Source organism: Pseudomonas sp. P42, assembly GCF_017973755.1.
In the GTDB taxonomy this organism is placed as follows: Bacteria; Pseudomonadota; Gammaproteobacteria; order Pseudomonadales; family Pseudomonadaceae; genus Aquipseudomonas; species Aquipseudomonas iridis.
The window spans coordinates 352244-369629 of record NZ_JACOPU010000003.1; the positions used below are offsets into that span (position 1 = coordinate 352244).

Genomic DNA, 17386 nt, shown 5'->3' on the forward strand with positions numbered 1-17386 from the left:
AAGGCTTTGAGCTGTTTCCAGCGAACGGGTCTGTCAGACGAACCGCACCGAATGCCGCGCATTGTAGCCGCATGATTCAGGACTGACGACTAAGTGTTTCGGTGCGCCGAGCGACGGATCAGACCAATGACCGGCAATAGTCCGACCAGAACCAGGGTCAGCGCCGGCAACGACGCCCTCGCCCATTCGCCTTCGCTGGTCATTTCAAAGATGCGTACGGCCAGCGTGTCCCAGCCAAACGGGCGCATCAGCAGGGTTGCCGGCATTTCCTTGAGCACATCGACGAACACCAGCAGCGCCGCGCTCAACGTACCGGGCAACAACAACGGCAGATACACTTTGAAAAACAGTTGCGGCCCACTGACACCCAGGCTACGTGCCGCTTCCGGCAAAGATGGCCGTATACGCGCCAGACTGTTTTCCAGCGGGCCATACGCGACGGCAATGAACCGCACCAGATAGGCCATCAGCAACGCCGCCAGACTGCCGAGCAACAACGGTTTGCCTGCACCACCGAGCCAGCCCGAAAGCGGAATCACCAGTTCGCGATCCAGATAACTGAAGGCGAGCATGATCGACACCGCCAACACTGAGCCCGGCAGGGCGTAACCGAGGTTGGCCAGACTGACCCCGGAGCGGATCGCCCGGGTTGGCGCCAACCGTCGGGCGAACGCCAGCAGCAACGCAACGCTGACAGTGATCAACGCCGCCATGCCACCCAGATAGAGGGTGTGAAGGATCAACCCGGCGTAGCGCTCATCGAGATCGAAACGCCCGCGCTGCCAGAACCACACGACCAATTGCAAAACCGGAATCACAAACGCGCAGGCGAAGACCAATACGCACCAACTCATCGCCGCGACAGCCTTGAGCCCGCGCAGGTGATACAGCGCCTTGATCCGCGGACGCTCGTTGCTCGCCCGGTTCGCGCCGCGTGCACGACGTTCGCCGTACAGCACCAGCATCACCACCAGCAACAACAGGCTGGCCAATTGGGCCGCACTGGACAGGCTGAAGAAGCCGTACCAGGTCTTGTAGATCGCCGTGGTGAAGGTGTCGAAGTTGAACACCGAGACCGCGCCGAAATCCGCCAGAGTCTCCATCAGCGCCAGTGCCACGCCCGCGCCGATTGCCGGACGCGCCATCGGCAACGCTACGCGCCAAAAGGCTTGCCAGGGTGATTGGCCGAGCACGCGCGCGGCTTCCATCAGGCCTTTGCCCTGAGCGAGAAACGCCGTGCGTGCCAGCAGGTAGACGTAGGGGTAGAAGACCAGCACCAACACCAGAATCACTCCACCGGTGGAGCGAACACGCGGCAGCCGCAGGCCGGAACCGAACCATTCACGCAGCAGGGTTTGAACAGGCCCGGCGAAGTCGAGCAAGCCGACGAAGACGAAAGCGAGCACATAGGCCGGGATGGCGAAGGGAAGCATTAGAGCCCAATCGAGCCAGCGGCGACCGGGGAATTCGCAGAGGCTGGTGAGCCAGGCGAGGCTCACACCCAGCAGCGTCACACCGAAACCAACGCCGAGCACCAGCGTCAGGGTGTTGCCCAGAAGGCGCGGCATCTGGGTTTCCCACAGGTGCGACCAGATCTGTTGATCGATGGTCTGCCATGACAGCAGCAGAACGCTCAGGGGCAACAGCACCAGCGCGGCAATGGCGAAGACGATGGGATACCAGCGGCGTTGGGCGGGGTGGGCCACTTGCGAACTCTCGTGGAGGAAAAACGTAGAGTGTAAGGAGAAAAGCAAAAAGATCGCAGCCTTCGGCAACTCCTACAGTGGGATTGTGCTCACCCTGTAGGAGCTGCCGAAGGCTGCGATCTTTTGCTCTCTAAATCAGCAGACTCAGTTCCAGCCTGCCCGATCCATCATGCGAATCGCTTCGGCCTGGCGCTTGCCCGCCACTTCCACCGGCAAGGTGTCGGCAATGAACTTGCCCCATGCGGCCACTTCTTCCGACGGTGCAACGGCAGGGTTGGCCGGGAATTCCTGGTTCACGTCGGCGAAGATTTTCTGCGCCTCAGGCGTGGTCATCCACTCGACCAGTGCCTTGGCGGCTTCCGGGTGTGGTGCATGTTTGGTCAAGCCGATACCCGACAGGTTGACGTGCACACCGCGATCCGCCTGATTCGGCCAGAACAGTTTCACCGGCAGTTCCGGCTTCTGCTTGTGCAGGCGACCGTAGTAGTAGGTATTGACGATGCCGACATCGCACTGCCCGGCATTGATCGCTTCGAGCACTGCAACGTCATCGGAGAACACATCGGTGGATAGGTTGTTGACCCACCCCTTGAGGATCTTCTCGGTCTTCTCGGCACCATGCACTTCGATCATGGTTGCGGTGAGAGACTGGTTGTAGACCTTCTTCGCCGTGCGCAGGCACAGACGACCTTCCCAGTTCTTGTCGGCCAGTGCTTCGTAGGTGGTCAGTTCGCCCGGCTTCACTCGCTGGGTGGAATAGGCGATGGTCCGTGCGCGCAGGCTCAACCCCGTCCAGGCGTGGCTAGAGGCGCGGTATTGCTGCGGGATATTGGCGTCGATGGTTTTAGAGGTGAACGGCTGCAGGATGCCCATCTGCTCGGCCTGCCAGAGGTTGCCGGCATCAACGGTCAGCAGCAGGTCGGCGGTGGCGTTTTCGCCTTCAGCCTTGATGCGCTGCATCAGCGGCGCTTCCTTGTCGGTGATGAACTTGATCTTCACCCCGGTTTTGGCGGTGTAGGCATCAAACACCGGTTTGATCAGTTCATCGATGCGCGAGGAGTAAACCACCACCTCGTCGGCGGCCTGGGCAGTGGTGCTGCCGATCAGGGTCAAGGCCAGTGCGGTCAGAAGACGCTTGGGTGCCAACATGGGAGTGGTCTCTCGGTCGGGAAATGTGGGCCAAATGATAAGGACTCACATTTACGTTCTCAATCGAACACTTGGGCAAGGAGTTACCAGATGTTGCACGGCGCTAAACGAATCCCTACATAGGGACGCATTGCCAAATTTAAGAGTGAGCCTGCTCACGATGAGGCCATCAGCCTCAATGCAGGCCTCAGGGTTTTGCGAGTGCCGGAAGGTCACCCGTCAAACCGAGGGCTTCACGCACAAACAACGCCTTGGCCTCAGGCATCTGCTCAACCAGCTTCAACCCGGCATTACGCAACCAGCGCACAGGCAGCGGATTGGCCTGGAACAAGCGCTCGAACCCTTCCATCGCCGCCATCAACGCCAGGTTATGCGGCATGCGCCGGCGCTCGTAGCGGCTCAGCACTTTCACATCCGCCAGCCGTTCACCACGCTCGTTAGCCTGCAACAGCACTTCAGCCAGCACCGCCGCATCGAGGAAACCCAGGTTCACGCCCTGCCCCGCCAGCGGGTGAATGGTGTGCGCGGCATCGCCGATCAGCGCCAGGCCTTCAGCCACATAGCGCTTGGCGTGGCGCTGACGCAGTGGCACGCACAGCCGTGGATCGGCACTGACGACGTCGCCCAGGCGACCTTCAAACGCCCGCTCCAGCTCACGGCAGAATGCCGCTTCATCCAGCGCCATCAAACGCTCGGCTTCGCTCGGCGTGGTCGACCAGACGATCGAGCACCAGTCCTGCTGACCCTCGCGCTCCAGCGGCAGAAACGCCAGCGGCCCGTGATCGGTGAAGCGTTGCCACGCCGTCATCTGATGCGGCTTGCTGCTGCGCACGCTGGTGACGATGGCGTGATGCAGGTAATCCCACTCGCGGGTCGCGACACCGGTCAGACGGCGCACCGCTGAATTGGCGCCATCCGCCGCGATCACCAGCGGAGCGCGCAACTGCCGACCATCGGCCAGGGTCAGCAACCAGTCATCGCCGGAGCGGCGCATCTGTTCCAGCCGTGCGTTGGCCAGCATGCCCAGATCGCAATCGTGCAAACGATCGAGCAAAGCATCCTGCACCACACGATTTTCGACGATATGGCCGAGTACGTCGGCGTGCACGCTGCTCGCCGAGAAGTGAATCTGCCCGGTGCCGCTGCCGTCCCAGACATGCATGTCGGTGTACGGACTGCTGCGTCGACTGGCGATGCCTTCCCACACACCAAGGCGTTCGAGAATCCGCTGGCTGGCCGCCGACAACGCACTCACCCGCGGTTCGAATGGCGCCTGGGCATCGAACGGTTTGACGCTCAGCGGGCTGCCGTCGAGCAGCAAAACTTCCAGGCCACTGTCCTGCAACGCCAGCGCCAGGGCGCTGCCGACCATTCCGGCTCCGACAATCAGCAGATCTGCGCGCATTTCCATGCTTTAAGCCTGTCTCGCTTGCGGCTTGAGCCGCACGTAAAGGGTTTTACCGACCCGCGCGACAAGGTTGCCGGCGCCGTCATGAATATCGACCTGCAACTGCGGCAGGTACTTTTCGCCAGTGGCGGTCTGCCGACGGACCTCATCCAGCAAGGTGTCGTCGATGGTAAACCGGGCGAACACCGGGCCTTTGCCCGGCGCAATGAAATCGATGTCGGCGGCCTTGTCCCAGACGATGTACCGCGACCCGAGGTTTTCCATCAGCATCAACATGAAAAAAGGATCGACCATCGAATACAGACTGCCGCCAAACTGCGTGCCGACGTAGTTGCGGTTGTACCAGCCCAACCCCATCGACACCTGAATGTCGCGAAAGTCGTCGCTGATGTGCCGTACCCGAACACCGGCGCCGAGATACGGCGGGTAAAAGGTCATCACCCAACGCATCAACCGCGCCTTGCCGAACTTGTCGCTTAACCACTTAAGCATCCGGACGAGTTCCCAAACCCATGGCCTGGCGGGCGAACCAGCGCTTGGCGGGTGGTAACAGGTCGAGACCGAGCAAACCGATGTTGCGCCCCAGCGATACCAACGGCTGGGTGCTGCCGAACAGCCGCGTAACCTGATCGGAGAACCCCACCGTGAGGTCCTGATCGAGACGCTGACGCTCGCGATAAGCCTGCAACGTGGCGAAGTCGCCCAACGGTTTGTCGCTGGCGAGCAACGCCGCGGCGAGAGCATCGGCATCACGCAGGGACAGGTTGAAACCCTGCCCTGCAATCGGATGCAAACTGTGCGCGGCGTTGCCAAGTACGGCCAGATGCGAGCGCACCTGCTCTTCGGCTTCGACCAGCGACAGCGGATACAAATGCCGCGCCCCCACCTGTTTCAACGTGCCGAGACGGTAACCGAACACGCCCTGCAATTCGCTGAGGAAATCGCGCTCGCTCAAATCAGCCAAGCGTTGCGCGTCCATGCCCAGACGAGTCCAGACCAATGCGCAACGGTTATCCGGCAGCGGCAGCAAGGCCATCGGGCCCTCGTCGGTGAAACGCTCGAACGCCATGCCGTTGTGCGCTTCGCTCGGGGTGATGTTGGCGATCAGCGCACTCTGGTTATACGGACGCTTGCGCACGTTGATGCCCAACTGCTCGCGCAATCCGGAGCGCCCGCCATCGGCCAGCACCGCGAGGTCGCATTCAATGGTGGTTTCATCATTAAGAGTCAGGCGATAGCCGTCGGACAACGGCTCCATGCGCGTGACTTCCGCCGGACAACGCCAGCTGATCACATCCTTGTCGACGTGCCGCCACAGGCATTGGCCGAGCCAGGCGTTTTCCACCACGTAACCGAGCGCCGGCACACCTTCTTCCATCGCCGACAACCGCGCGGTGGAGAAGCGGCCACGATCGGACACATGGATCTGTTTGATCGGCTCGGCGCGACGGGAGATTTCCTGCCACACGCCCAGCCGTTGATAGATTTGTCGTGCGCCGAAGGACAACGCCGAGGAACGTGCATCGTAGCTCGGCTGCCAACTGTCGCCAGGCGCGAACGGTTCGATCAACACGATTTTCCAGCCGCGCGCCTTGGCCCCGGCCTGCAGTGCCAATGCCAGACTGGCGCCGACCAGGCCGCCACCGATGATTGCCAGATTGACTCGACTCATGCCGCGTGTGTCCGTGCTTGCGCCATCAGCGCTTCGATGTCGGCGACGGTTTTCGGTACGCCGTTGGTGAGGATTTCACAGCCGGTCTTGGTCACTACCACGTCATCCTCGATGCGCACGCCAATGCCGCGCCATTTTTTCGCTACGTTCTGATTGTCCGGGGCGATGTAAATACCCGGCTCCACGGTGAGCGCCATGCCGACTTCCAGCACGCGCCATTCGCCGCCGACCTTGTACTCGCCGACGTCGTGTACATCCATCCCCAGCCAGTGGCCGGCGCGGTGCATGTAAAACGCTTTATAAGCCTCAGTCGCGATCAATTCGTCGACATCGCCCTGCAACAGACCCAGCTTCACCAAACCTGCGGTGATGACTCGAACCGTGGCTTCGTGCGCCTGATTCCAGTGCTTGTTCGGGGCGATTTCAGCGAACGCGGCTTCCTGCGAGGCGAGTACCAATTCGTAGATCGCTTTCTGCTCGGGCGAAAACTTGCCGTTGACCGGCCAAGTACGGGTGATGTCACTGGCGTAGCAGTCGATTTCGCAACCGGCGTCGATCAACACCAGATCACCGTCCCTGAGCAGCGCGTCATTTTGCTGATAATGCAGGATGCAGCTATTGCGCCCGGCGGCAACGATCGAACCGTAGGCCGGCATCTTCGCCCCGCCCTTACGGAATTCATAATCGAGCTCGGCTTCGAGGCTGTACTCGTAGAGCCCGGCGCGGCTGGCCTGCATCGCGCGGATGTGGGCCTGGGCCGAGATCCGTGCGGCTTCGCGCATCACCTTCACTTCTGCCGCGGATTTATACAGGCGCATGTCGTGCAGCAGATGATCCAAGGCAACGAATTCGTTCGGGGGCTGGGCGCCGAGGTGCGCTTTGGAGCGGATCACGTTGATCCAGTCCATCAGGTGTCGGTCAAATTCGGGGTTACTGCCCATCGCCGAATACACCCGGTCGCGACCTTCGATCAGGCCCGGCAGGATGTCGTCGATGTCGGTGACAGGGAATGCGTCGTCGGCGCCAAAGTCGCGTATCGCGCCTTCCTGGCCGGCGCGCAAGCCGTCCCACATTTCCCGTTCAGCGTTGCGTTCACGGCAAAACAAAACATATTCGCCATGCTCGCGGCCGGGCATCAAAACGATGACGGCTTGCGGCTCGGGGAAACCGCTGAGGTACTGGAAATCGCTGTCCTGACGGTAGACGTGCTCGACGTCGCGGTTGCGGATGGCCACCGCGGCGGCGGGCAGAATTGCGATGCTGTTGGGTTCCATCTGCGCCATCAGGGCCTTGCGGCGACGGCTGTATTCCGCTTTCGGGATATGGGTCATGGGCAGATGGCTTTCCCTGGCTCGCGATTAATGCAGCGACGGCTTGGCGGCTGGCGGCACGTCGGCTTTTTTGGTTTCCGTGAACAGCAGCAGCGGCGCGACGCGCAGGTACTCCATGACTTCCATGTAGTCGGTCTCGCCGTCTTCGGATTCTTCCAGGGCATCTTGCACCTGGGAAATGGCGGCCAGATCCTGCAACACTTCGGTGGCTTCAGTGCTGAGCATGCTGCTGTCGCGGCAGTTCAGGCCGAAACCGCTGAGGAAGCCCTGGCACCATTCGCCCAGTGCGGCGGCACGCTCAGCCAGTGGCGCGTCATCGGTCGGCAGCAGCAGGACGACAGTGACGTCGTCGCCGGTCAGCTCACCCTTGACCATCTCTTGCAGGCCAATCAGGGCGTTGCGGATGTTGTCCTGGGGCTCACTTTCGAGCAGCTCGGCGGCATCGATCAGCCACTCGTCGGCATTGAAGCCAGCACCGGCGCAACTGCGCCCGAGCAGCAAGCCGTGCAGTTCGGCAGGCGAGACGTTATGGCCGCTGGAGGTCAGCAGGGTGGCAAAGGCTTGGTACGGGGAATTCGCAATGGTCATGGGCAGCTAGGCGCCAGACGGCGCTATGTCTAGAATGGAGGCCTTGTATCCTACATCGACAGACTCGCCAAGACTATTAAAGGCTGTCCGCCAGCTAACCCATCAGACAGTGAATCCAATGGAAGACAACGACCTGCAAGCGCTGATGGCCAGACTCGAACTGCTGATTGGCCGAGTCGAGCAACTAAAGAGTCAAAACGCACTCTTACTAGCTCAGGAAAAGACCTGGCGCGAGGAACGCGCGCACCTCATTGAAAAAAACGAAATCGCCCGGCGTAAGGTCGAATCGATGATTTCGCGCCTCAAGGCCCTGGAGCAAGACTCATGAGTTCAAGCAATAGCGTTACCGTGCAGATCCTCGATAAAGAATATTCGATCATTTGCCCGCAGGAAGAGCGCAGCAATCTGGTGAGCGCCGCACGCTACCTGGACGGCAAGATGCGCGAGATCCGCAGCAGCGGCAAAGTCATTGGGGCCGACCGCATTGCTGTGATGGCCGCACTGAACATCACTCACGATCTCTTGCACAAAGAAGAGCGTCCGGACATTCAAGCCAGCGGCTCGACCCGTGAGCAGGTGCGTGACTTGCTCGATCGTGTCGATCTGGTCCTGGCCGACGATCAGGACATCAGCAAGGGCTGATTCGCCCGCCCGCTTGAGGTATACTCGCGGCACTCCCTGGGGTGCTTGCCAGTTGACGATGTCCCTGAGCCGATTCGCACTACCCTGGAAGTTGCACGTTGGGCTGGTGTGCATGTCCGCCAGACGGAAAGCCTTAAAGTCTACTGCATCTTCCACCTTGAACTTTCGGGTTCAAGGGCTAAGTTGACAGCGGTTCATCCGGGGAGCCTGATTCGAATCCGATGTCGGTGAATGCCGACATCGGATTTTTTATGCGTACGTTTTCGTCCAACCTGCCGAAGCCGAACCATGACCGAACTCGCGCTGCTGCCCCGCCCGCAACTCCGCCGCCTGCTGCGCAAGGCGCGCCGCGCACTGACTGCTGCTGAACAACGCCAGGCCGCCAAAGGCTTGTTCCGGCAATTGGCGCAAGACCCGCACTTTCGCCGGGCCAAACACATCTCCCTGTACCTGCCTACCGACGGTGAAATCGATCCGCGTCTGCTGCTGCGTGAAGCACAGCGTCGGGGCAAGGCCACGTACCTGCCGGTGCTCAGCGCCTGGCCGCGAACCAAAATGGTGTTCCAGCGCATCCGTCCCGGCGAAAAACTCAAACCCAACCGTTTCCGCATTCTTGAGCCGCGCGCCAATCTGGCTCGCCAGCGCAAGATCTGGACACTGGATCTGGTGTTGTTGCCACTGGTGGGATTTGACGACGTCGGCGGACGTCTGGGGATGGGCGGCGGCTTCTATGATCGCAGCCTGGCGTATCTGGCGCGGCGCAAGAACTGGTGCAAGCCGACATTATTGGGTCTGGCCCATGAATGTCAGAAGGTCGAACGGCTGGCGCAGGCGAGTTGGGATGTACCGTTGCAAGGCACGGTCACTGACAAGGCGTGGTATTTCGTAGACTGAACGCCGCAGATCAGCGGCGTCGGGAAGGCAGTTTCAGCGCTTGAAAGCTGTCGACTGTTGAACCTGTTGCGCGATTTCAATCGGTGCGTCGGCCTTGTTGGCCCACAGGCTTTGCGCGTAACCGGTGGTCACAACGCCCAAACCAAACAAAATAACCAAAACCCAAAGCAAATCCGGTTTGCGTTTCATCGATTGCCCCCCTCAAGGCACATCATCACGATGACAGCAGCGGTTTCCATTCGTAGGCCGTGCAGCAGCGTCAAGCTTTAAAGGCCGGCATTTTGCGACAACGAGAACCTGCGCGCAAACGCTGACGTCAACCGACTGTCGGTTTGTCATAAAATTGCCCGACAACTTGCCCAAAGAACGCTTCAGGAGCAAAAACCATGGCCTATTGGCTGATGAAATCCGAACCTGACGAACTCTCGATCAAAGGCCTGGAGAAACTCGGCAAAGCGCGCTGGGACGGGGTTCGCAACTATCAGGCACGCAACTTCCTGCGCGCGATGGCGGTGGGGGATGAGTTCTTTTTCTACCATTCCAGCTGCCCGGAGCCGGGAATTGCCGGGATCGGAAAAATAATCGAGGCGGCGTATCCGGATCCGACGGCGCTGGACCCTGAAAGTCATTATTTCGATCCGAAGGCCACGGCGGAGAAAAACGCCTGGAGCGCGATCGATGTCGCCCATGTCGAAACGTTCGCGCGGGTGTTGAAGCTGGACTATCTGAAGCAGCAGACCGCGCTGGCCGAAATGCCGCTGGTGCAGAAAGGGTCGCGGCTATCGGTTATGGCGGTGACGCCGGAGCAATGGGCGGCGGTATTGGCGCTGCGGTAACGGCCACAAAAAAGATCGCAGCCTTCGGCAGCTCCTACAGGGAAGTGCATTCCAATGTAGGAGCTGCCGAAGGCTGCGATCTTTTGACTTTCTAAATCTGTCTTACTGAATGATCAGGTTGTTGAACAACAGATCCTCAACCACCGGCTTGCCGGTCTCGTCATTCATCACTTGCTGCGTTTGTTTCAATGCTTCCTGACGCAACTTTTCCTTGCCCTCGATGCTGCCCATCGCTTCTGTGGTCTGCTGGGAGAACAGTGCCACCAGCTGATTGCGAATCAACGGTTCGTTGGCCTTGACCAGTTTGGTCGACTCTTCGCCGGTCACACGTAGCGCCACATCGGCTTTGAACACCTTCAGTTTCGGCGTGCCATCGAGCCCGTAGTTACCCACGAACGGCGGGCTCAGGGTGATGTAGTTGACCTTCGGCGCCTCACCTTCTTTGGCTTCTTCGGCCAGCGCTGCCACAGGCAGAGACAGGGCCAGCAACAACATGATCCACGCTTTCACAATTCGCTCCTTATCCGGTTTGCGGCCTAGCATAACGACCCGCCGCGCAAGCACAAGCTTATGGCTGGCTATCAGGGCCGGGTATGCTCGTTGACCCGTTGACTGACACACCTACACTTATCGGCCATCACTCCCAAAGGAATAGCCCTGATGAAAGCCGTGCTGTGCAAAGCCTTCGGCCCTGCCGAATCGCTGGTGCTGGAAGACGTCGCCAGTCCTGTCGCCAAGAAGAACGAAATCCTGCTGGACGTGCACGCCGCCGGGGTCAACTTCCCGGACACGCTGATCATCGAGGGCAAATACCAATTCAAGCCGCTCTTCCCGTTTTCGCCAGGTGGTGAAGCGGCCGGCGTGGTCAGCGCCGTCGGCGAAAAGGTCAGTCATCTGAAAGTCGGCGACCGGGTCATGGCCCTTACCGGCTGGGGTAGCTTCGCCGAGCAGGTCGCGGTGCCGGGCTATAACGTGCTGCCGATTCCGCCGTCGATGGACTTCAACATCGCCGCTGCATTCAGCATGACCTACGGCACCTCGATGCACGCCCTCAAGCAACGCGCCAACCTTCAGCCCGGCGAAACCCTGCTGGTGCTGGGAGCTTCCGGCGGTGTCGGACTGGCGGCCGTGGAAATCGGTAAAGCCATGGGTGCGCGGGTCATCGCCGCGGCCAGCAGCGCGGAAAAACTCGCCGTGGCCAAGGCTGCCGGCGCCGATGAACTGATCAACTACAGCGAAACCAACTTAAAGGAAGAAATCAAACGCCTCACCGACGGTCAGGGTGCCGACGTGATCTACGACCCGGTCGGCGGCGATCTCTTCGACCAAGCCATCCGCGCCATCGCCTGGAACGGACGCCTGCTGGTGGTCGGTTTTGCCAGCGGACGCATTCCCGAACTGCCGGTCAACCTCGCCCTGCTTAAGGGTGCAGCGGTACTCGGCGTGTTCTGGGGCTCCTTCGCCCAGCGCCAACCGCAGGACAACGCGGAGAACTTCCAGCAACTGTTCGGCTGGTTTGCCGAGGGCAAGCTGAAACCGCTGGTGTCGCAGGTGTATCCACTGAGCAATGCGGCACAAGCGATCAATGATCTTGGCCAGCGCAAGGCTGTGGGCAAGGTTGTGGTGCAGGTGCGCTGAAATCAGGAAGAACTTTTAACTGCCGGGCGATCCCGCAACATCGCCCGGCAACAGCTGTTCCTGAATCTTCTGACTACGTGACTCGATGAGTTTGCCGTTGTCATCAAAGCGCAGAACGATGAGCCAATCGTAAACATCCACAGGCCATTTCGGCACACCGATCAGGGCGGGGCCATCGCCGCCGAACGCCGCTATCAGCTTGTTGATGTGCCCGTGGTGCCAGGCGATGAGCAGTGTTTTCGCCTGATTTTTCTCGCGCAGCAGACTCACCAATTTATCGACTTTGCTATTGGCGCAGGGTTGTTCGATTGGCAGTTGCAGGCGTAGGGACAGCGGGATCAGTGTTTGCCGAGGCCGGATACTTTCGGCGCTGTCTGAGGTGGCAATGAGCCGCTGCGGCGTTAGGGTCTGACCATCCAGTTTCAGCGGGGTGAAATAGTCGGCGTATGCCGCGGCGCGCTGTTCGCCTCGGGCATTGAGCTCCCTGCCCACGTCGGGTTTTTCCGCATGACGAACGATCAACACCGTGACATTGCGCAAGCCCGGGGCCGCAGAGCTCTGGACAACACTCAACATCAGTACCGAAGCCGCGACGACGGCCACCATCAACAACCTCGGCAATAACCTGCGGACCTTCGGAGCCATCATTTATCTCTGCTGAATCAGGCGGGATTATTGAGCCGAGTCTAAGACACAACCCTTCAATCGCGACAAAAACGCCCCGTTCTTACAGCTGAGCGACAGGTTCGTAAAGGAATGTGCGATTTCCAACATTTCCCCTTTTTGGTGGATGCGAACCAGTGCTATTTTCGGTAACGAAACTGTAACATTCGCATCCGCAGTCAAAACAAGAAATCTGGAGCTCTTGAATGTTTGCTTTCTTTCGTCCTGCCGCACATCAGGCTCCATTGCCTGAAGAAAAAATAGACAGCACCTACCGACGCCTGCGTTGGCAGATCTTCGCTGGCATTTTCATTGGCTACGCGGGTTATTACCTGCTGCGCAAAAACTTCTCCCTGGCCATGCCGTACCTGATCGACGAGGGCTATAGCCGTGGCGATCTGGGTCTGGCGATGTCGGCCATCGCCATTTCCTACGGTCTGTCCAAGTTCCTCATGGGCCTGGTGTCCGACCGCTCCAACCCACGTTTCTTCTTGCCTTTCGGCCTACTGGTATCGGCTGGGGTGATGTTCGTGTTCGGTTTCGCGCCGTGGGCGACGTCCAGCGTGACCATGATGTTTATTCTGTTGTTCATCAACGGCTGGGCACAGGGCATGGGTTGGCCGCCGAGCGGGCGAACCATGGTGCACTGGTGGTCGCAGAAAGAACGCGGCGGCGTGGTCTCGGTGTGGAACGTGGCGCACAACGTCGGTGGTGGTCTGATCGGCCCGCTGTTCCTGCTCGGCATGGGCCTGTTCAACGACTGGCACGCGGCGTTCTACGTGCCGGCAGCTGTGGCTCTGGCCGTGGCGGTTTTCGCCTTCATGACCATGCGTGACACCCCGCAATCGGTTGGCCTGCCGCCAATCGAGCAGTACAAGAACGACTACCCGGAAGGCTACGACGCCAGCCACGAAGACGAATTCAGCGCCAAGGAAATCTTCGTCAAATACGTGCTGCGCAACAAAATGCTCTGGTACATCGCCATGGCCAACGTCTTCGTCTACCTGCTGCGCTACGGCGTACTGGATTGGGCGCCGACGTACCTCAAGGAAGCCAAGGGCTTCACCGTGGATAAAACCTCGTGGGCCTACTTCTTCTACGAATGGGCAGGGATTCCGGGCACGCTGCTGTGCGGCTGGATGTCGGACAAGATCTTTCGTGGCAACCGTGGCCTGACCGGCATGGTGTTCATGGCATTGGTGACCGTGGCAACGCTGGTTTACTGGCTCAACCCGGCCGGCAACCCGACTGTGGACATGATCGCGCTGGTCTCCATCGGCTTCCTGATCTACGGTCCGGTGATGCTGATCGGCCTGCAGGCACTGGAACTGGCGCCGAAGAAAGCCGCGGGTACCGCTGCGGGTTTCACCGGTCTGTTCGGTTATCTGGGTGGTTCGGTCGCGGCCAGTGCGGCGATGGGCTACACCGTCGACCATTTCGGCTGGGACGGCGGTTTTGTCCTGCTGGTGAGCGCGTGCCTGCTGGCGATGGCCTTCCTGGCCCCGACGCTCTGGCACAAGCAAGTTGCCAGTCAGAGCCGCGAAGCAGTCGCTTGATCGACCTGTGATTTACAACGCTTGAGCCGCGCCTCCAGATTTCGGTCTGGCATGGCGTGGCTGCGCAGGGCGTGGGCGGTCTGTTCGACATAATCGCGAGTGGTTCCGTAACGCCCGCAAGCGCTTGCGAACACCTGGCTCAGCACGTGATCCGGCAAGTTGCCGGCATAGCTGGGCAGGTGTCGCTCCAAAACAAATCCTAATGCCTGAACCTGACTGCCATCTTCGAGCCGGCAGTTGAGCCAGTGTGGCCGATAGGACGGGAACGGCATCTCGCGCTTCCACAGTGCATACAGCGCACTGTCCAGATCGTCTTCGGGCAAGCGATAAGCAAATCCACTGCACGAACCGCCACGATCCAGACCGAACACCAGCCCCGGCATTTCCGGGGTGCCGCGATGTTCGTGCGACCACAGGTACAACCCACGATGATAGCCGTGCACGCGACCGCGCATGCGCTGCGCCGAATTGCATTCCGGCCGCCAGATCAGCGAACCGTAGGCGAACAGCCACACCGGCCCGCCCTTGTGGCGCGCCATGGTCGATTGCATGGAAGCGAGAAGTTGTTCGTGCGTCAGCTGCGGCCCAAGATCGAGCCGCGGAGGGTAAGCCAGGTTCAGAAAAGCGTTTTCAATGGCACTCATGGCGAATAGCGTTCAGCTCCCCGCGGGTGAAGAATTACTTAATAGAACGCACCGCTGTAACAATAAGGCACATATGTTTTAAGGCAATTTAGGTGCCATGGCACACTTCTTAAAAGATTGCCTGATTGATATATAACCTAGCGGTATTTACCCAATTAGATAAATACCGATCGGCTATATAGGGAGTTATAAAGATTTACCCACACGGCTCAAGAGCGGGGGGCATACGCGAACACATCGGCGCGCATTTGATGAGCATCCATCCCCGCTTCGACCAGCGCGTCCAGCGTCCCGTAGACCATGGCCGGCGAGCCGCTGGCGTAGACGTGAAGGGACTTGAGATCGGTAAAGTCTTCACAGACCGCCTCGTGCAGCATTCCGCAGCGGCCTTCCCAGCCACATTGGTCGCTGACGACTTTGTGCAGGAACAGATTGGGCAGCTTCACCCATTCGTCCCAATGTTCGATCTCATAGAAATCTTCCGGCCGACGCACGCCCCAATACAGATGTACCGGGTGCTTGAAGCCGTTGGCGCGGCAATGTTCGATCAGGCTGTGGATCTGGCCCATCCCCGTGCCAGCAGCAACCAACACCAGCGGCCCGTCGGGCAACTCGGCGAGGTGAGTGTCACCGAATGGCAGTTCGACGCGCACCATTGCGTTGCGTTGCAGCTGTTCAATCAGGCTCAACGCACTGGCCTCGCGCGCCAGCACGTGGATTTCCAGGTCGCGCCCACCGTGCGGTGCCGAGGCCATGGAAAACGCTGACTTCTCGCCGCTCTCGCGCTCGATCATCAAATATTGCCCGGCGTGATAGCGCGGTGGCTTGCCGGCCGGCGCGCGCAGACGCACACGCCAGGTGTCGCCGCCGACGTCGCGGCATTCGATGACCTGACACGACAGGCTACGCACCGGCAGTTCTCCCAGCGCAAGCACGCCATCCCACAGCACGATGCAGTCTTCCAGCGGCTCGGCTATGCAAGTGTAGAACTCGCCGTGGTCGCGCACCGTGCCGGCCTGTTCGACCCGGCCTTCCACCAGCAGCGCCGCACACACGTGGCAGTTGCCGTTGCGGCAGCTTTGCGGGCAATCGTAGCCCAGGCGCCGCGCACCATCGAGAATCCGCTCACCGGGCTGTATCTCAAGTACCGCTCCGGAAGGCTGCAGGGTTACACGCATCAATCTATTCCTAATTGATTCCAGATGGCATCGATCCGCTGGGTGACAGCGTCGTCCTTGACAATCACACGGCCCCACTCGCGAGTGGTTTCGCCCGGCCACTTGTGGGTGGCATCCAGGCCCATTTTCGAACCCAGGCCTGAGACCGGCGAGGCGAAGTCGAGGTAGTCGATCGGCGTGTTATCGATCATCACCGTGTCGCGCTTGGGGTCCATGCGCGTGGTGATGGCCCAGATCACGTCGTTCCAGTCGCGGGCGTTGATATCGTCGTCACAGACAATAACGAACTTGGTGTACATGAACTGTCGCAAAAACGACCAGACACCCAGCATCACGCGCTTGGCGTGCCCCGGATACGACTTCTTCATGGTCACGATGGCCATGCGGTACGAGCAGCCTTCCGGCGGCAGATAGAAGTCGGTGATTTCCGGAAACTGCTTCTGCAGGATCGGCACGAACACTTCGTTCAGCGCCACGCCGAGGATCGCCGGCTCATCCGGCGGACGGCCGGTGTAAGTGCTGTGGTAGATCGGTTTGATCCGGTGGGTGATGCGCTCGACGGTGAACACCGGGAAGCTGTCGACTTCGTTGTAGTAACCGGTGTGGTCGCCGTACGGGCCTTCATCTGCCATTTCGCCCGGATGAATCACGCCTTCAAGAATGATTTCGGCAGTGGCCGGCACTTGCAGGTCGTTGCCACGGCACTTGACCAGTTCGGTGCGGTTGCCGCGCAAGAGGCCGGCGAACGCGTACTCGGAGAGGCTGTCCGGCACTGGCGTCACGGCGCCGAGGATGGTCGCCGGGTCAGCACCGAGAGCCACCGACACAGGGAACGGCTGGCCTGGATGCTTCTCGCACCACTCGCGATAATCCAGAGCGCCACCACGGTGGCTGAGCCAGCGCATGATGACTTTGTTGCGGCCGATCACCTGCTGACGGTAGATGCCCAGGTTCTGACGGTCCTTGTTCGGGCCTTTGGTGACGGTCAGGCCCCAGGTGATCAGCGGGCCGACGTCGCCGGGCCAGCAGGTTTGCACCGGCAGCATCGCCAGATCGACGTCATCGCCTTCGATAACCACTTCCTGGCACACCGCGTCTTTGACGACTTTCGGTGCCATGGCAATGATCTTGCGGAAGATCGGCAGTTTCGACCACGCGTCTTTCAAGCCCTTCGGCGGTTCCGGCTCCTTGAGGAAAGCCAGCAGCTTGCCGATTTCGCGCAGTTCGCTGACCGACTCGGCGCCCATGCCCATGGCCACCCGCTCGGGGGTGCCGAACAGGTTGCCGAGCACGGGGATGTCGTAGCCCGTCGGCTTCTCGAACAGCAGCGCCGGGCCTTTGGCCCGCAGCGTGCGGTCGCACACCTCAGTCATCTCCAGCACCGGCGAGACGGGAATCTGGATGCGTTTCAACTCTCCGCGCTGCTCAAGCTGCTGCACGAAATCCCGAAGATCCTTGAATTTCATTGACGATGGCACCCT

19 protein-coding genes and 1 other RNA gene are annotated in these 17386 nt (G+C 60.1%); 7 read left to right on the forward strand and 13 right to left on the reverse strand.

Features of this window, described 5'->3' with window-relative positions; translation table 11 throughout:
• Positions 1-89: 89 nt before the first annotated feature.
• From H8B20_RS10980 to H8B20_RS11010, 7 genes are all read right to left on the reverse strand, one after another.
• Entirely contained in the window at positions 90-1706 is a 1617-nt protein-coding gene (locus H8B20_RS10980) for an ABC transporter permease (protein ID WP_210623144.1), read from the reverse strand.
• Positions 1707-1850: 144 nt separating this feature from the next.
• Complete coding sequence (locus H8B20_RS10985) at positions 1851-2855, reverse strand: extracellular solute-binding protein (protein WP_042561659.1); 1005 nt, start codon at positions 2853-2855, stop codon at positions 1851-1853.
• A 187-nt stretch (positions 2856-3042) separates the two neighbouring features.
• Positions 3043-4260: a 2-octaprenyl-3-methyl-6-methoxy-1,4-benzoquinol hydroxylase gene (locus tag H8B20_RS10990; RefSeq protein WP_181818472.1), complete on the reverse strand. Its 1218-nt coding sequence runs from the start codon at positions 4258-4260 to the stop codon at positions 3043-3045.
• Positions 4261-4269: 9 nt separating this feature from the next.
• A complete protein-coding gene (locus H8B20_RS10995; RefSeq protein WP_210623145.1) occupies positions 4270-4755 on the reverse strand; it encodes a DUF4442 domain-containing protein in 486 nt (161 codons plus the stop codon).
• A complete protein-coding gene (gene ubiH / locus H8B20_RS11000) occupies positions 4748-5935 on the reverse strand; it encodes a 2-octaprenyl-6-methoxyphenyl hydroxylase (protein ID WP_200612542.1) in 1188 nt (395 codons plus the stop codon). The genes H8B20_RS10995 and ubiH overlap by 8 nt, the downstream gene beginning before the upstream one ends.
• Positions 5932-7266: a Xaa-Pro aminopeptidase gene (gene pepP, locus H8B20_RS11005; RefSeq protein WP_150593516.1), complete on the reverse strand. Its 1335-nt coding sequence runs from the start codon at positions 7264-7266 to the stop codon at positions 5932-5934. The genes ubiH and pepP overlap by 4 nt, the downstream gene beginning before the upstream one ends.
• 27 nt (positions 7267-7293) lie before the next feature.
• Entirely contained in the window at positions 7294-7854 is a 561-nt protein-coding gene (locus H8B20_RS11010) for a YecA/YgfB family protein (RefSeq protein WP_042561664.1), read from the reverse strand.
• A gap of 118 nt (positions 7855-7972) precedes the next feature.
• Between H8B20_RS11010 and H8B20_RS11015 the strand changes: the two genes are divergently transcribed.
• The 4 genes from H8B20_RS11015 (at position 7973) to H8B20_RS11030 (ending at position 9390) form a co-directional block, all read left to right on the forward strand.
• Complete coding sequence (locus H8B20_RS11015; protein ID WP_016985919.1) at positions 7973-8182, forward strand: TIGR02449 family protein; 210 nt, start codon at positions 7973-7975, stop codon at positions 8180-8182.
• Positions 8179-8496, forward strand: coding sequence for a cell division protein ZapA (locus H8B20_RS11020; protein WP_210623146.1), 318 nt, complete (start codon positions 8179-8181; stop codon positions 8494-8496). The genes H8B20_RS11015 and H8B20_RS11020 overlap by 4 nt, the downstream gene beginning before the upstream one ends.
• Before the next feature lie 30 nt (positions 8497-8526).
• Positions 8527-8705, forward strand: a non-coding RNA gene (gene ssrS, locus H8B20_RS11025) — 6S RNA.
• A gap of 79 nt (positions 8706-8784) precedes the next feature.
• The gene (locus H8B20_RS11030) at positions 8785-9390 is read left to right on the forward strand and encodes a 5-formyltetrahydrofolate cyclo-ligase (RefSeq protein WP_210623147.1); all 606 of its coding nucleotides are present in this window, start codon (positions 8785-8787) and stop codon (positions 9388-9390) included.
• A gap of 33 nt (positions 9391-9423) precedes the next feature.
• On the opposite strand, the gene H8B20_RS11035 is transcribed toward H8B20_RS11030, so the two are convergent.
• Complete coding sequence (locus tag H8B20_RS11035; RefSeq protein ID WP_164488117.1) at positions 9424-9579, reverse strand: hypothetical protein; 156 nt, start codon at positions 9577-9579, stop codon at positions 9424-9426.
• A 197-nt stretch (positions 9580-9776) separates the two neighbouring features.
• On the opposite strand from H8B20_RS11035, the gene H8B20_RS11040 reads away from it, so the two are divergent.
• Positions 9777-10226: an EVE domain-containing protein gene (locus H8B20_RS11040; RefSeq protein ID WP_210623148.1), complete on the forward strand. Its 450-nt coding sequence runs from the start codon at positions 9777-9779 to the stop codon at positions 10224-10226.
• Between the two features lie 102 nt (positions 10227-10328).
• Here the strand turns inward: H8B20_RS11040 and H8B20_RS11045 are convergent, their stop codons facing one another.
• Positions 10329-10736, reverse strand: a complete 408-nt coding sequence (locus H8B20_RS11045) for a flagellar basal body-associated protein FliL (protein ID WP_042561670.1) — start codon at positions 10734-10736, stop codon at positions 10329-10331.
• A 150-nt stretch (positions 10737-10886) separates the two neighbouring features.
• Between H8B20_RS11045 and H8B20_RS11050 the strand changes: the two genes are divergently transcribed.
• Positions 10887-11864, forward strand: coding sequence for an NADPH:quinone oxidoreductase family protein (locus H8B20_RS11050; protein WP_210623149.1), 978 nt, complete (start codon positions 10887-10889; stop codon positions 11862-11864).
• Positions 11865-11879: 15 nt separating this feature from the next.
• Here H8B20_RS11050 and H8B20_RS11055 read toward each other — a convergent pair whose 3' ends face one another.
• Complete coding sequence (locus H8B20_RS11055) at positions 11880-12509, reverse strand: flagellar basal body-associated protein FliL (RefSeq protein WP_210623150.1); 630 nt, start codon at positions 12507-12509, stop codon at positions 11880-11882.
• A 224-nt stretch (positions 12510-12733) separates the two neighbouring features.
• Between H8B20_RS11055 and glpT the strand changes: the two genes are divergently transcribed.
• A complete protein-coding gene (glpT, locus tag H8B20_RS11060) occupies positions 12734-14083 on the forward strand; it encodes a glycerol-3-phosphate transporter (protein ID WP_042561673.1) in 1350 nt (449 codons plus the stop codon).
• On the opposite strand, the gene H8B20_RS11065 is transcribed toward glpT, so the two are convergent.
• The 3 genes from H8B20_RS11065 to ubiD form a co-directional block, all read right to left on the reverse strand.
• Positions 14059-14727, reverse strand: a complete 669-nt coding sequence (locus tag H8B20_RS11065; protein ID WP_042561674.1) for a gamma-glutamylcyclotransferase — start codon at positions 14725-14727, stop codon at positions 14059-14061. The two genes, glpT and H8B20_RS11065, sit on opposite strands and share 25 nt — an antisense overlap.
• A 209-nt stretch (positions 14728-14936) precedes the next feature.
• The gene (locus tag H8B20_RS11070; RefSeq protein WP_042561675.1) at positions 14937-15905 is read right to left on the reverse strand and encodes a CDP-6-deoxy-delta-3,4-glucoseen reductase; all 969 of its coding nucleotides are present in this window, start codon (positions 15903-15905) and stop codon (positions 14937-14939) included.
• Positions 15905-17371: a 4-hydroxy-3-polyprenylbenzoate decarboxylase gene (ubiD, locus tag H8B20_RS11075; protein ID WP_150593506.1), complete on the reverse strand. Its 1467-nt coding sequence runs from the start codon at positions 17369-17371 to the stop codon at positions 15905-15907. Before ubiD ends, H8B20_RS11070 begins: the two co-directional genes overlap by 1 nt.
• Between the last annotated feature and the right edge of the window lie 15 nt (positions 17372-17386).